This window comes from Terrabacter sp. Soil810 (genome assembly GCF_001429645.1).
Taxonomy (GTDB): Bacteria; Actinomycetota; Actinomycetes; order Actinomycetales; family Dermatophilaceae; genus Terrabacter.
In genome coordinates, this window is record NZ_LMSW01000001.1 from 670,030 (window position 1) to 684,399 (window position 14,370).

Annotated in this window: 13 protein-coding genes; 5 read left to right on the top strand and 8 right to left on the bottom strand. The window is 70.8% G+C overall.

Annotation, left to right across the window (positions count from 1 at the left end; all coding sequences use genetic code 11):
• Positions 1 to 107 precede the first annotated feature (107 nt).
• The 4 genes from htpX to ASG96_RS03015 all read left to right on the top strand — a co-directional run bounded on the left by htpX (position 108) and on the right by ASG96_RS03015 (position 4,921).
• Positions 108 to 983, top strand: coding sequence for a zinc metalloprotease HtpX (gene htpX / locus ASG96_RS03000; RefSeq protein ID WP_056759812.1), 876 nt, complete (start codon positions 108 to 110; stop codon positions 981 to 983).
• Positions 984 to 1,053: 70 nt separating this feature from the next.
• Complete coding sequence (gene pepN, locus ASG96_RS03005) at positions 1,054 to 3,552, top strand: aminopeptidase N (protein WP_057586495.1); 2,499 nt, start codon at positions 1,054 to 1,056, stop codon at positions 3,550 to 3,552.
• Between the two features lie 5 nt (positions 3,553 to 3,557).
• The gene (locus tag ASG96_RS03010) at positions 3,558 to 4,382 is read left to right on the top strand and encodes a hypothetical protein (RefSeq protein ID WP_057586497.1); all 825 of its coding nucleotides are present in this window, start codon (positions 3,558 to 3,560) and stop codon (positions 4,380 to 4,382) included.
• Positions 4,379 to 4,921: a GNAT family N-acetyltransferase gene (locus ASG96_RS03015; protein WP_057586499.1), complete on the top strand. Its 543-nt coding sequence runs from the start codon at positions 4,379 to 4,381 to the stop codon at positions 4,919 to 4,921. The genes ASG96_RS03010 and ASG96_RS03015 overlap by 4 nt, the downstream gene beginning before the upstream one ends.
• Positions 4,922 to 5,092: 171 nt before the next feature.
• On the opposite strand, the gene ASG96_RS03020 is transcribed toward ASG96_RS03015, so the two are convergent.
• The 7 genes from ASG96_RS03020 to ASG96_RS03045 all read right to left on the bottom strand — a co-directional run bounded on the left by ASG96_RS03020 (position 5,093) and on the right by ASG96_RS03045 (position 12,128).
• Entirely contained in the window at positions 5,093 to 5,491 is a 399-nt protein-coding gene (locus ASG96_RS03020) for a VOC family protein (protein WP_057586501.1), read from the bottom strand.
• Positions 5,492 to 5,689: 198 nt separating this feature from the next.
• Positions 5,690 to 7,210: an SDR family NAD(P)-dependent oxidoreductase gene (locus tag ASG96_RS03025; protein WP_057586503.1), complete on the bottom strand. Its 1,521-nt coding sequence runs from the start codon at positions 7,208 to 7,210 to the stop codon at positions 5,690 to 5,692.
• A 221-nt stretch (positions 7,211 to 7,431) separates the two neighbouring features.
• Positions 7,432 to 8,718 (bottom strand): S1C family serine protease, encoded by a 1,287-nt coding sequence (locus ASG96_RS03030; RefSeq protein ID WP_057586505.1) that lies wholly within the window; start codon positions 8,716 to 8,718, stop codon positions 7,432 to 7,434.
• Between the two features lie 68 nt (positions 8,719 to 8,786).
• Positions 8,787 to 10,328, bottom strand: a complete 1,542-nt coding sequence (locus ASG96_RS03035; RefSeq protein ID WP_057586507.1) for a cell wall metabolism sensor histidine kinase WalK — start codon at positions 10,326 to 10,328, stop codon at positions 8,787 to 8,789.
• Positions 10,329 to 10,332: 4 nt separating this feature from the next.
• Positions 10,333 to 11,055: a response regulator transcription factor gene (locus ASG96_RS03040; protein ID WP_057586509.1), complete on the bottom strand. Its 723-nt coding sequence runs from the start codon at positions 11,053 to 11,055 to the stop codon at positions 10,333 to 10,335.
• A 50-nt stretch (positions 11,056 to 11,105) separates the two neighbouring features.
• Positions 11,106 to 11,282, bottom strand: a complete 177-nt coding sequence (locus ASG96_RS23725) for a hypothetical protein (protein ID WP_200962641.1) — start codon at positions 11,280 to 11,282, stop codon at positions 11,106 to 11,108.
• Positions 11,283 to 11,594: 312 nt separating this feature from the next.
• Entirely contained in the window at positions 11,595 to 12,128 is a 534-nt protein-coding gene (locus tag ASG96_RS03045; protein ID WP_157610606.1) for a hypothetical protein, read from the bottom strand.
• 159 nt (positions 12,129 to 12,287) lie between these two features.
• Here ASG96_RS03045 and ASG96_RS03050 point away from each other — a divergent pair, with 159 nt between their 5' ends.
• Positions 12,288 to 12,536: a hypothetical protein gene (locus ASG96_RS03050; RefSeq protein ID WP_057586513.1), complete on the top strand. Its 249-nt coding sequence runs from the start codon at positions 12,288 to 12,290 to the stop codon at positions 12,534 to 12,536.
• Positions 12,537 to 12,662: 126 nt separating this feature from the next.
• Here the strand turns inward: ASG96_RS03050 and ASG96_RS03055 are convergent, their stop codons facing one another.
• On the bottom strand, positions 12,663 to 14,318 hold the full coding sequence (locus ASG96_RS03055) for a DNA repair helicase XPB (RefSeq protein ID WP_057586514.1): 1,656 nt from the start codon (positions 14,316 to 14,318) through the stop codon (positions 12,663 to 12,665).
• Positions 14,319 to 14,370: the final 52 nt, after the last annotated feature.

Genomic DNA, 14,370 nt, shown 5'->3' on the forward strand with positions numbered 1-14,370 from the left:
GGGTCGGCCGCGAGATGTGGGTCACAGAAGATGCCGAGAGTGCGTCCAGTGGGCTCCCAGCGATCTCTCAGTGGGAACACGCGTTGCGGGCCGGTCGTTCACCCGACATGCACAACCACTTCAACGGGCTCAAGACCGCCGCCCTCTTCGGCGGCATCTGGGCCCTCCTGCTCGGGATCGGCGCGCTCGTCGGTGGCGGGCGCTTCATCTGGCTCTTCGCCCTCATGGGTGTCGCGATGACCTTCTACGGCTACTGGAACAGCGACAAGCTCGCCATCCGCGCCATGCACGCCTACCCGGTCTCCGAGGCCCAGGCGCCCGTCATGTACCGCATCGTGCGCGAGCTCTCCACGGCCGCCGGCAAGCCGATGCCACGCCTCTACATCAGCCCCACCCAGGCGCCCAACGCCTTCGCGACCGGTCGCAACCCGCAGAACGCCGCCGTCTGCTGCACCGAGGGCATCCTCGGCCTGCTCGACGAGCGAGAGCTGCGGGGCGTCCTCGGCCACGAGCTCATGCACGTCTACAACCGCGACATCCTGACGAGCTCGGTCGCCGCTGCGGTCGCCGGAGTCATCACCTCGATCGGCCAGATGCTCATGTTCACGAGCATCTTCGGTGGCGGCGGCTCCGACGAGGACCGGCCCAACCCCTTCGCGCTGCTCGCGATGAGCCTGCTCGCGCCGCTCGCCGCGATGATGATCCAGATGGCCATCAGCCGCACCCGCGAGTACGACGCCGACGAGGACGGCGCGAAGCTGACGGGCGACCCCCTCGCCCTGGCCTCGGCCCTGCGCAAGCTCGAGGCCGGCGTCGCTCGCGCGCCGCTGGCCCCGTCGCAGGACATCGTCAACGCCAGCCACATGATGATCGCGAGCCCCTTCCGGGCTCAGGACGTCACCCGGTTCCTGTCGACGCACCCGCCGATGGACCAGCGCATCGCTCGTCTCGAGAGCATGGCGGGCGGCCCGCTCCACCGCTGATCCCGGCCGTCCGTCGCGCCGAGGGCAACCCGAGCGACGGCGAGCGGCTCCATCTGGCAGGCTCGCCCCTATGCGCAGTCTCACCCTGGCCGAAGCCCGCGAGCGATCCTCGCTGATCACCGTCACGTCGTATGCCGTCGAGCTCGACCTCGACCAGGGCGCGGAGGTCTTCGGCTCGCGCACCCGGGTCCGGTTCTCGTGCGCCGAGCCCGGGGTCGGCTCCTGGGTCGACCTCAAGGCGCGCTCCGTCGAGACGATCTCGCTCAACGGTGCCCCGCTCGACCCGGCCGACGTCGTCGACGGACGCCTCGCGCTCCCGAGCCTCGCCGCCGACAACGAGCTCGTCGTCGCCGCGACGATGGCCTACAGCCACGACGGACAGGGTCTGCACCGGGCCACGGACCCCGCCGACGACCTCGACTACGTCTACGGCCACCTCTTCCTCGACGCCGCCCCGAGCGTCTACGCGTGCTTCGACCAGCCCGACCTCAAGGCGCCCTACGACGTCACGGTCCACGCGCCGCTCGACTGGACCGTCATCGGCAACGGCGCCGCCTCGCAGGAGGGCGCCGGCACCTGGACCCTCGCGACGACGAAGCCGCTCGCGACGTACTTCGTGACGGTGTGCGCCGGACCCTACGTCTCCGTCCACGACGAGCACGACGGCATACCGCTGGGCATCCACGCACGGGCCTCGCTCCGCGAGCCGCTCGAGCGACACGCCGCCGAGCTGTTCGACGTGACGAAGCGGTCGTTCGACTACTTCCACGGTCTCTTCGGCATCCGCTACCCCTTCGGGGAGTACCACCAGGTCTTCGTGCCGGAGTTCAACGCCGGCGCGATGGAGAACCCCGGCTGCGTGACCTTCCGCGACCAGTACCTCTACCGGGGCGCCGCGACGCGCGACGAGCTGCTGACGCGGGCCAACACGGTCAGCCACGAGATGTCGCACATGTGGTTCGGCGACATCGTGACGATGAAGTGGTGGGACGACCTCTGGCTCAACGAGTCGTTCGCCGAGTACATGTCGCACCGGTGCCTCGTCGACGCCACCGACTACACCGACGCCTGGGTCGACTCCTCGATCGTGCGCAAGGTGTGGGGCTACGGCGCCGAGCGCTCCCCGTCGACCCACCCGGTCGCCGGCGTGGAGGCGCTCGACGCGCAGAGCGCGCTGCAGAACTTCGACGGCATCTCGTACGCCAAGGGCGCGGCCACGCTGCGCCAGCTCATCGCGTACGTCGGCGACGACGAGTTCATCGCCGGCGTGCGCGCCTACCTGACCGACAAGTCCTACGGCAACGGCACCCTCGCCGACTTCCTCGCCGCGATCGAGACGGCGAGCGGCAAGGACCTCGAGGCCTGGTCTCGGGCCTGGCTGCTCACGGCCGACCGCGACACGATCTCGGTCGAGGTCGAGGAGCAGGCGGGCGTCGTCGAGTCCGCGGTGGTGCACCGCGAGGCGCCGGCCGACCGACCGGCCGACCGGCCCCACGCCTTCGACGTCGCGGGGTGGACCGACGGGCGCGAGCTCGGGCGCGTCCGGGTGACCGTCACCGGACCCGAGACGAGCGTCGGCGAGCTCGAGGGCACCCCGGAGCCCGCCGTCGTCGTGCCGAACGCGTCCGACCTGACATGGGCGCGCGTACGCCTCTCCGACTCGACGGTGGCCGCGCTGCCGTCCCAGCTCGGGCAGATCCCCGACGAGCAGGCCCGCGCGGTCGTGTGGTCCGCCCTCATCGACGGCGTGCACGGCTCCACGGTGTCACCGGAGGCCTTCCTCGACGTCTTCGACGCCGCGTGGCCCCGCGAGACGAACTCCTCGATCCTCACCCGGGTGGCGGCCTACGCCGAGCACCGGATCGTGCCCTACTTCGTGCCGCGCGCGTCGCAGGAGGCGGCGACGGCCCGCCTCAACCGGGCCGCAGCCGGGCTCCTCGAGCGCGCCACCGCCGGCACGACGGAGTCGCTGGCCGCGGCGCGTCTCGTCGCCGGCACGAGCGACGACGAGGCGCTGCTGCGCGCCTGGGCCGACGGGCAGGGCCTGCCGGCCGGGCTCGAGGACGACGGCGACTTCCGCTGGATCGTCGTGCGCAACCTCGCGGCGCGCGGGCTCGTCGGTGTCGCCGAGGTCGACGCGTTCCGTGCCAAGGACGACACCCTCCAGGGCGGCCTCAACGCGCTCATGTGCCGGGCCAGCCTGCCCGACGCGGAGGCCAAGGCCTGGGCGTGGGAGCAGCTGACCGGCCGCCAGGGGCGCTCCAACTACGAGATGGTGCACCTGGCCCGCGGCTTCTGGGTCGCGCCCGACGACTCGCTCGTCGCCGACTACGTGCCGCGCTACTTCACCGACGTGCCGGCGATGTCGGCCTGGGTGGGTGAGGACGCCCTGTCACGCGTCGTCCTCGTCGCCTTCCCGCGGGTCTTCGCCGACGAGACGGCCCGGCTCAGTGCCGAGACCATCGAGCGCGACGACCTCACCCCGGCGGTCCACCGCTCCCTCGTCGATGCCGACGCCGAGCTGCGCGAGGCCCTCGCGTCGCGGGCGACGTTCGGCGCGGCCGTCTGACGGCGGTGGGCGTCCCGACCCGCGACGAGCTGCCCGACGTCGTCCGCGACGTGTGCGGCTCGCACCTCGCGCTCCTCGACGAGCGCGTGCCGGGGCTGGTCGACGGGCTCTACCTGCACGGCTCGCTCGGTTTCGACGGGGAGTTCCACGGCGGCAGCGACATCGACTTCGTCGCGGTCACCAGCAGGCGTCCCACGCAGGTCGAGACCGACGCGCTGCGCGGGATCCACGCCGAGATCGACAAGCGGTGGCCGGAGCCGCACCACGACGGCTTCTACGTCACGGCCGACGACCTGGCGGGCAGTCCCGACGTCGTGCCCGACGGACCCGGCGTGCTGCACCAGTGGTTCGACGTCGGCACGCACTGCGATGTCAAGCACATCACGTGGCGCGAGCTGCGAGACCACGGGATCACGTTGCGCGGCAAGGACCTTCGTGACCTGACGATCTGGAGCGACGACGCCGCGTTGCACGCGTCGACCCGCGAGAACCTCGACACGTTCTGGCGCTCGCAGCTCGAGGCGATGGAGCACCACCCGCGGGAGGCGTCGTTGCCGCAGGCCGCCGAGTGGGGTGCCCTCGGTGCGCCGCGGCTCGTCCACCTGCTCGTGACGGGTCGGCCCACGTCCAAGAGCGGGGCCGGGCGGTGGGCGCGAGAGGCCTACCCGCACCACCGCGAGATCGTCGAGGAGGGCCTTCGGGTGCGGGAGCGCCCCGACGACCCGTCGACGTATGCCGCCGACCCCGACCGGCGTCGGCGCGACCTCATCGCGTTCATGACGGAGGTCATCGCCGACGGCGTCGCGGTGCCCGGTCCCGCCGAGCGGTGAGCCGGGCGTCCCGGGCCGGGTGGGTCGTCGAGCGCGCCGACGTCGCGGCGGCGGAGTCGGCCGTCCTGCTGCGCGACTACCTCGTCGACGTCAGCGACCGCTGGTTCCGGCTGCACGAGGACCGCGACTCGACACCGGAGGAGATCGAGCAGAGCCTCGCCGAGATGCCGAGCGACGACCTCGCGCCGCCGACCGGTGCCTTCGTCGTCGCCCGGTCCGGCGAACGGCTCGTCGGCTGCGTGGGAGTGCGGCTCGTGCCCGACCGGCCCGACGTCGCCGAGCTCAAGCGGATGTTCGTGCGGCCGGAGGTCAGGGGCTCCGGTCTCGCGGCTGCGCTGCTGGCCGCGGCGGAGGAGGCCGCGCGCGACCTGGGTGCGACGACGGTCCGGCTCGACACCCGGCTCGACCTCGTCGAGGCCCGGGCGCTGTACCTGCGCCACGGCTTCGTCGAGGTGCCGGCCTTCAACGAGGGCGACTACGCCGAGGTCTGGTACGCCAAGCGGCTGGCCGCACCGCGACGCGACGGCTCGCCCGGCTGAGCGTCCACCCGACTCCGCGGCGTCGGACGGCCCGGTCCGTCGGCAGCCGCGCACCATGCGACGTCCACTCGCCGAGGGCCGACGACCCGGCGAGGTCGTGGAGATCCTCCGGCACCAGGCGCCGGCAGATCTCCACGACCCGGCGTCGCGAGATCGTGCGTCCGCGGGAGGTCAGCGGTCGTAGGCGGTGGTGTGGCGGGGCTCGTAGAGCTGGATGTCGTCCGCACCGGGCACCGCCATCATGACGACGAGGCCGTAGCCGTGGTCGGTGGGGTCGGTCGTGAAGACCGCTCCGCGCGAGATGAGCTCAGCCATCGTCAGGCGCAGGTCGTCGCACATGAGCGAGATGGCATGGTGCCGTGGGGAGGTCCACGACGAGCCCTGAGGGCCGCGGGTCGGGTGCACCCCGAGCTCACTCGGACCCGTCCCGAAGATGAGCCAGGCATCGGTGTCGTCGGCCCCGTCCGAGTCGTCGTCGGTGACGAAGGGCCACTGGAGGACGTCGCGGAAGAAGGCCCGCGTCGCCGCCGCGTCGTCGGAGTACACGAGGTTGTGGACGGCAGTGATCATGGACGGGACGCTACGCCCGAAGCGCGCCGGACGGCATATCACTGTCCGGCGGTGCACCGACTGTCACGTTTGTGGGCGTGCGCGCGCCCCGGCCCTGACATTTCCGGCCCATGGGCGCGGAGCGGGAGGTTGGAGGAGTCCTACCGGCACCGGGTGCCTGAGAAGCTCCACGAACCGTTCAGGTGCCGGCGACGGAGGTCACCAGGGGCTGGGCTCGTAGTCCTTGACGAAGCAGCCGTAAAGATCGTCGCCGGCCTCGCCGCGCACGATCGGGTCGTAGACCCGCGCCGCGCCGTCGACGAGGTCGAGCGGCGCGTGCCAGCCCTCGGCCGCGATGCGCAGCTTCTCGTCGTGCGGGCGCTCGTCGGTGATCCAGCCCGTGTCGACGGCCGTCATGAGGATGCGGTCGGTCTCGAACATCTCGCCCGCGCTCGTGCGGGTCATCATGTTGAGCGCCGCCTTGGCCATGTTCGTGTGCGGGTGGCCGGGCCCCTTGTAGCGGCGGGAGAACTGGCCCTCCATGGCGGACACGTTGACGACGTACGCGCGGCGCGCGCCACCTGCGACCGCGGCCCGCATCGCCGGACGCAGCCGCGAGACGAGGATGAAGGGCGCCGTCGAGTTGCACAGCTGCACCTCGAGCAGCTCGAGCGGGTCGACCTCCTCGACCTTCTGCGTCCACGAGTTCGTCCGCTGCAGGTCGGGCAGCAGGCCACCCGCGTCGACGGCGGTGCCTGCCCGGTGCGCCTCGAGGCTCGCGTGGCCGGCGGTGAGGGCGAGTGCCGTCATCGACGCGGCCGTCTGGGCGGCGATGGCGTGCTCGAGGGACTCGCCGTCGTGGTGCGCGACGGCGTGGGTGCCGAGGGCGCCGGCGATCGAGGCCGGGTGCGCCTCGCTGATCCGGTCGAAGGTCACCATCTCGGGCAGGGCCACGCCGTCGGGCAGCGGCGCCGTCTCGAGCTCGACGAGGTTGCTGTAGGCGCCGGGGGAGCGGCGCACCGTCTGGGCGGCGTTGTTGATGAGGATGTCGAGCGGGCCGGCAGCCGTCACCTCGTCGGCGAGGGCGACGACCTGGGTGGGGTCGCGCAGGTCGATGCCGACGATCTTGAGCCGGTGGATCCAGTCGACCGAATCCTCCATGGCGGAGAAGCGGCGCATCGCGTCCTTGGGGAAGCGCGTCGTGATCGTCGTGTGGGCGCCGTCGCGGAGCAGGCGCAGGGCGATGTACATCCCGATCTTGGCGCGGCCGCCGGTGAGCAGGGCGCGCTTGCCGGTGAGGTCGGTGCGCTGGTCGCGCTTGGCGTGCGAGCGGGCCGCGCAGTCGGGGCAGAGCCAGTGGTAGAACGCGTCGACGAGCGTGTAGTCGTTCTTGCAGATGTAGCACCCGCGCGGGTTGACCAGCTCCCCGGCGAAGGCGCCGGTCGCGTTGGACACCAAGGGGATTCCCTTGGTCTCGTCGTCGATCCGCATCGGCGATCCGGTGGCCGTCGACTCGATGACCTGCCGGTCGGCCTTGCGCTCGGCCCACGTCTTCGCGTTGCGCCGGTCCTTCTTGAGCCGCTTGTACATCAGCGACGCGGCCCGCTTCAGGGTCTCGAAGTCCGGGTCGTCGATCTCGAGCGAGGGCGCGAGGGCCAGCACACGCACGGCCGTCGCGACGTCCTCGGGGTCGAGGTGCACGACGGCAGCGGGGTCCAGCTCGTTCTCGGTCTCACTCACCGCGCAAGGGTACGCGGGCGACTCGCTCCCTCCCCAATCCGCGGTCCCGGCCGGGAGACGACGTATGCCGCCGGGCCGGCGACCGTCCGGGCCACCGGAGTGTGGTGGCGGGGACGGGCGCGAGCCCGACGGCATATGGTTTCGGAGGAGCTGGCCTCGCCCGGGTCACGTCCAGCGTGTCGTCACCCTGTCCGTGTCCCGGTGCGAAGTGGAAGCGTCGGTCAGTTGGAGCTGGCCGGCTTGACCGCGAGCGTCACGGGGACGTCCTGGCGGGCGCCGTCGCGGATCACCGTGAGGGTGGTCTTGTCGCCGGCCGTCATCTCGCGGATCTGGGCGACGAGGGCCGTCGCGGAGTCGATGCGCTGGCCGTCGACGGCGATGATGACGTCGCCGTTCTTGATGCCGGCGTTGGCTGCGGGAGTGCCACTGCTGACCGAGACGACCTGGGCTCCGGCCCGCTTGGCGCTGCCGTCGGAGACGACCGTGTCGCGGGTGCTGACCCCGAGGAAGGCGTGCTGGGCCTTGCCGCTCTTGATGAGCTGGTCGGCGATCGACTTGGCCTCCTTGACCGGGATCGCGAAGCCGATGCCGATGTTGCCGCTCTGGCTGCCGCTCGAGCTCTGTCCCAGCGAGGCGATCGAGCTGTTGATGCCGATGAGCTCGCCCTTGGCGTTGACGAGCGCGCCGCCGGAGTTGCCGGGGTTGATCGCGGCCGACGTCTGGATGGCGTTGGTCACGACCTCGTCACCGGTCGCCTGCTGCTGACCGAGAGGGGACTCGCTCGACGTGCCGGTGCTGACCGGGCGGTTGAGCGCCGACACGATGCCGGTGGTGACGGTGCCCGACAGGCCGAGCGGGTTGCCCACGGCCATGGCCGGGTCGCCGACCTTGAGGGCCTCGGAGTCCCCGAGGGTGATCGGCATCAGGTCGCTCGGCCCGTTGGTGAGCTTGATGACGGCCAGGTCGGTCGAGGGGTCGGTGCCGACGATGGTCGCCCCGTAGGTGCGCCCGTCGTTCAGGGTCACGGTGATGGCGCCGTTGCCGGTCGCGTCGCCGACGACGTGGTTGTTGGTCAGGATGTGGCCGCTCTTGTCGAAGACGACGCCCGAGCCGGCGCCTGACCCCTGCTGGGTCGTCACGTCGATGCTGACGACGCTCGGCGTCACGGCGGCGGAGACGGCGGACCAGTCGGGTGCGGTGGCGTTGCCCTGCACGACCGTCGGCGACGATCCCTGGTTCTGGTTCGTCGTCGAGGAGGCGGACGTCGTCGCACTGGCGGTGCCCTGGTCGCCGAGCTGCGTGGCGGCATACGTGCCCCCGCTCGCGAGGACGGCAGCGAGCAGCGCGACGCCGACGGTCTGGCCGAGACGGCTCTCGCGCTTGGGTGCCGGGCGGCTGCCCTCGCCCAGGGGCGGCGTCGGCGGGGCCGGCGGCATGGGGGGTGAGGACTGGCTGTAGTAGCCGCCCTGCGGGATCTGCTGGGTGTGGTCCTCAGGTGCCAGGGTCATGGCTCCTCCTCGCTCTGGTCTGTTGTCTCCATGACATCGACCCAGCTTTGGACCCGGTTGTGGTGTTCCTAGGAATCGGCTGTGCCTTGTCGGGCGACCATGTGATGCCGGTCACCCCGGCTGGTGGCAGGCCGCAGCGGGAGCACGACGACGAAGGTCGCCCCACCACCGGGGGTCTCCTGGACCGTCACCTCGCCTCCGTGGGCCTGGACGATCGCCTGCACGATTGCGAGGCCGAGGCCGTTGCCGCCACCCTGGCCGCGGCTGCGGGACCAGTCGGCGCGGTAGAAGCGCTCGAAGACGCTCTGCCGGTCCGCCTCCGGGACGCCGACGCCGTGGTCGCGCACGTGAAGGGCGACGTGGGCGATGTCGACGCGGCCGACGAGGATCTCGATCGAGGTGCCGTCGGGGGTGTGGACGCGCGCGTTGGTGACGAGGTTGGTGACCACCTGGCGCAGCTGCTGCTCGTCGGCCTCGAGCTCGGTCGGCTCGATGGGCCCGTTGATGCCGGTCGCGACGACGTGTCGGACGGGCGCGATGGTCCGGGCGTCCTGCGCGGCGTCGGCCGCGAGGACGGCGAGGTCGACGGTCTGCAGCTCGAGCGGGCGCTCGCCGTCGAGCCGCGCGAGGGTCAGCAGGTCCTCGACGAGGCCGCTCATCCGGTGCGCCTCGGACTCGATGCGCCCCATCGCCCCGGTCACGGCGTCGGCCGTCGGCAGCGCACCCTGGCGGTAGAGCTCGGCGTAGCCGCCCACCGCCGCGAGCGGGGTGCGCAGCTCGTGCGAGGCGTCGGCGATGAAGCGGCGCATCTTCGCCTCGTTGGCCTGTCGCACGGCGAAGCTCTGCTCGATGCGGGCGAGCATCGCGTTGAGCGAACGTGAGAGGGAGGCGACCTCGTCGTCGGTGTCGGGCACGTCGACGCGCTGGGTGAGGTCGCCGACGGCGATCTGGGCCGCGGTGTCCTCGATGCGGGTCAGCGGACGGAAGGTGCGGGCGACGAGGTACCAGCCGCAGATCCCGGTCAGCAGCAACGTGATGGCACCGATACCGCCGGCATAGAGGAGGAACTGGTTGACGGTGGCCTCAAGCGGCCTGAGAGGCAGGGCCACGACGACGATGGCGCTGCCTTCATCGTTGGGACGAGCCAGTGCCAGCCACTGGCCCTCGCCACTCGTCGAGCCGACCTCGAACGTCGTCGCGTTGATGACATTCGCGTCGGTCATCTTCGGTACCGGGATCGCGGCAACCGCCGGCTCGACCAAGGCCGCCTCGCCGAGCGAATCGACCACGCCGGTCGAGAGGTCGAGAACGCGCGCGGTGAAGTTCGTGGGCATCCGTGAGCCGGTGAGCTGCAACTCGGAGAGGTCGACGGATGCGAGGCTCGTGGCGTACACCTCGAGCTCCTGCTCGGTCTGGTTCACGAGGTAGACGCGGAGGAGGGCGCTCACGACGAGCGCGGTCACGGCGAGGGCGGCCGCGACGAGGCCGAGCGTCACCCCGAGCAGACGCCAGCGCAGCGGCATGGCCCGCAGGCGGCTCATCAGGGAACGCCCGCGCGGGCCTCCGTCGGGGCGGGGTGCGTCCCCCGCCGGGGCGGTCAGGTCGGCCATCCGGTCAGGGGGTGGTCAGCTCTGGGGGCACCCGGAGAACGTAACCCACGCCGCGCTTGGTGTGGATGAGTGACGGACCGTCGGCATCGATCTTGCGCCGGAGGTAGGAGATGTAGGACTCGACGATGCCGGACTCGCCACGGAAGTCGTAGTCCCAGACGTGGTCGAGGATCTGCAGCTTCGAGAGCACGCGGTTGGGGTTGAGCAGCAGGTAGCGCAGGAGCTTGAACTCGGTAGGGGAGAGGTCGATGACCCGGCCGCCGCGGCGCACCTCGTGCGAGTCCTCGTTGAGCTCGAGGTCGTGGAAGCGCAGCGTCGCGCCGTCGTCGGCCTGTCCGCGGGTGCGGCGCAGCACGGCCCGGATGCGGGCGATGACCTCCTCGAGACTGAACGGCTTGGTGACGTAGTCGTCGCCGCCCACGGTGAGGCCCTGGATCTTGTCGCCCGTCGCGTCGCGTGCGGTGACGAAGACGATGGGCTGCTGGCGGCCGCGGTCGCGCAGGCGCCGGGTCACCTCGAAGCCGTCGACGTCGGGGAGCATGACGTCGAGCACGACGAGGTCGGGCTCGGACTCCGCGGCCATGGCGAGGGCGGTCGTGCCGTCTCCGGCCGTCTCGACCTCGAACCCGGCGAAGCGCAGAGACGTCGCGAGGAGCTCGCGGATGTTCGGCTCGTCCTCGACGACGAGCAGGCGGGCCTCGGGTGCCGACGCTGTCTGGGTGTCCACAGCCCCAGTGTCCGGGTGTTCGCTGGGAGTTCGCTGGGAACGCCGAATTCTCAGCGCCTGCGGGCCTTGGCCAGGGCCTTCTTGAAGTCCTTGCCGCACATCGAGGCGCAGTCCTGCGCGCACAGACGCTTGATCACCACGGGGCACTTCGTGCACCGCGGACTGTCCTTGCAGCACTTGGACTTCGGCTTGAGCTTCGCCACGTCCTTGGCCTTGAGCTTGCCCACGACGACGATGGTAAATAGGTCAGGCACATCTGACCTAATTGAGTCGCTGAATGAGACAGAGCCGAGGTCTCAGAGGCGGGCCGTCCGAAGGGCCACACGCTGACCGACGAGAAAGGCCGACGCGCTGCGAGCCACGATGCTCGACGACGCCGTCAAGCTTCCACCCGACCACCTCGCCTGCGAGTGCTGCGGTCGCCGTTCCCGGCCTCGACCGGCATGACGACGAGTCTCCTGCCGCCAACGGTCTCGGCCCAGACGAACGCAAAGCGCCCCAGACCCGGAGGTCTGGGGCGCTGCGGTGATGCGGCTCGGTCAGAGGACGGGAGCCGGGACCACGACCGGGGTGTTCGGCAGGTCGAAGCCGTTGACCTTGAGGCCACCGGTCACCGACATAGTGCCCGGCTGGGTGGGCGAGCCTTCATTCATGAAGAGGACGGTGTCCGCCCCGCAGGTGACGTCGCGGACCACGGTCGAGCCAGCCGGAGTGAAGCCGGTGGACTTGCCGCTCAGGTCGAAGCCGGTGATCTGCCTGCCGTTCCCGAGGTTGAGCACCGGAGTCGCCTCGACTGCGGCCATGCCGGACTGAACGAACAGCCGGTGGCCACCACTGGTGACCGCCCCGGTGTTCAGGTTGAAGCAGCTCATCGGGTAGTCCACGGTGATCTTCTCGGCACCGGCGGTGAAGTTGAGCGTGCCAGCGCCATTGTCGAATGCCTTGTTGTTCCAGCCGAGTGCCAACTGGACGTCGCTCTTGTCGACGTGGCCGACTCCGGCGTCGTTCACGGACACGGCGGCGCTGGCCGAGGAGGCGAAGGCGAGCGGGGCGGCGATCGCGGCGATGGCCACGAGGCCGAGGATGGTCTTGCGCATCATTGCGTGGTCTCTTTCATGGGGGCCCGGCGGCCCTTTGGCAACCGACGCTGTGGCTACTCTATCAGGCTTCTATCAGGCTTCTTACCATGTGTTATCGCGTAGCCAAATGGCAACTGTGATAGCGTGCGCCGAATGGCCCGCCCCTATGGAGACCCCTTAGAGATCGTGACGACACCTGTTGTCGCACAGTCCCCGTTCATCCCCAACGACGCGAAGATCGTCGTCGGGGCGGTGGCCCCAGCGTCGCCGGATCCGATCCCGATCGTGCTGCTGCCGGGTTTCGAGTACCGCCTGCGCGATTGGCGGAACCCGGACACCCACGAGGCGCACTGGCTGCTCGAGCGGAGAAAGTCCGCGCAGCAGGGCGACGCCGGCGAGTAGCCCGGCCGACGCCGCCTGGGCGCACCTCAGACGGGTGCTTGCCACCATCTGAGCGCCGCACGGTGTGCGGTGTCGTGCCTGTCGCCCCGGCCGGTCAGCCCAGCTCTCGTGGGGCGCGGCGATAGGTCAGATCAGATCATCCGCGTCGACGATGCGGTACGCGTACCCCTGCTCCGCGAGGAAGCGCTGGCGGTGCGCGGCGAAGTGGGCGTCCACGGTGTCGCGGCTCACGATCGTGTAGAAGTGCGCAGTGCGCCCGTCGCCCTTGGGTCGCAGGACGCGACCGAGCCGCTGGGCCTCCTCCTGGCGCGAGCCGAACGTGCCGCTGATCTGGATCGCGACGCTCGCCTCGGGCAGGTCGATGGAGAAGTTGGCGACCTTGCTGACGACGAGGGTCGTGATCTCTCCCGTGCGGAACGCGTCGTAGAGGCGCTGGCGCTCCTTGACCGTGGTCTCGCCCGTGATGACCTCGGCACCGAGCCGCTCGGCCACCTCGTGGAGCTGGTCGAGGTACTGCCCGATGACGAGCGTCGGCTCGCCGGCGTGCTGCTCGGCCAGCTTCTCGATGACGGGCAGCTTCGCGTCGGAGCACGACGCGAGGCGGTAGCGCTCCTCCGGCTCGCTCACGGCATACGCCATCCGCTGGCCGTCGGGGAGGCTGACCCGCACCTCGACGCAGTCCGCGGGAGCGATGTAGCCCTGGGCCTCGATGTCCTTCCACGGCGCGTCGAAGCGCTTCGGGCCGATGAGGCTGAAGACGTCGGCCTCGCGGCCGTCCTCGCGCACGAGCGTCGCGGTCAGGCCGAGGCGGCGGCGTGCCTGCAGGTCCGCGGTCATGCGGAAGATCGGGGCCGGCAGCAGGTGCACCTCGTCGTAGACGATGAGGCCCCAGTCGCGGGCGTCGAGCAGGTCGAGGTGCGCGTAGGCGCCCTTCCGCTTCGTCGTCAGCACCTGGTAGGTCGCGATGGTGACCGGGCGGATCTCCTTGCGGGCGCCGGAGTACTCGCCGATCTCGTCCTCGGTCAGGGTCGTGCGCCTGATCAGCTCGTCCTTCCACTGGCGCGCGCTGACGGTGTTGGTCACGAGGATGAGGGTCGTCGCCTTGGCGGCGGCCATCGCGCCGGCGCCGACGAGCGTCTTGCCCGCACCGCAGGGGAGCACCACGACGCCCGACCCGCCGTGCCAGAAGCCGTCGACGGCGTGCTGCTGGTAGGGCCGCAGGTGCCAGTCGGCCTGGTCGAGGTCGATCGGGTGGGCCTCGCCGTCGACGTAGCCTGCCAGGTCTTCTGCCGGCCAGCCGACCTTGAGCAGCTCCTGCTTCAGGGTGCCGCGCTCGCTCGGGTGGACGACGACGGCGAGGTCGTCGAGGCGCTCGCCCGTGAGCGGCTTGATCTTCTTGTGCCGCAGCACCTCCTCGAGCACCGGGCGGTCCGTCGTGCGCAGCACGAGACGGGTCCCCTCCGGGCTGTCGGCGAGACCCTCCTTGGTGAGGGTGAGGCGCCCGTAACGGTCCATCGTGTCGGCCACGTCGACGAGCAGCGCGTTGGGGACGGCATACCGGCTGTGGGTGATGAGCGCGTCGACGACCTGCTCGGCGTCGTGGCCGGCGGCGCGGGCGTTCCACAGACCGAGCGGCGTGATCCGGTAGGTGTGCACGTGCTCGGGGGCGCGCTCGAGCTCGGCGAACGGCGCGATGGCGCGGCGTGCGGCCTCGGCGTTCGGGTGGTCGACCTCGAGGAGGAGGGTCTTGTCGCTCTGGACGATCAGGGGTCCGTCATTCATCGTGTGGGGACAACTCCGAGCGTGGGTCGAGGTATTCCGTCGGGCCCCGGTG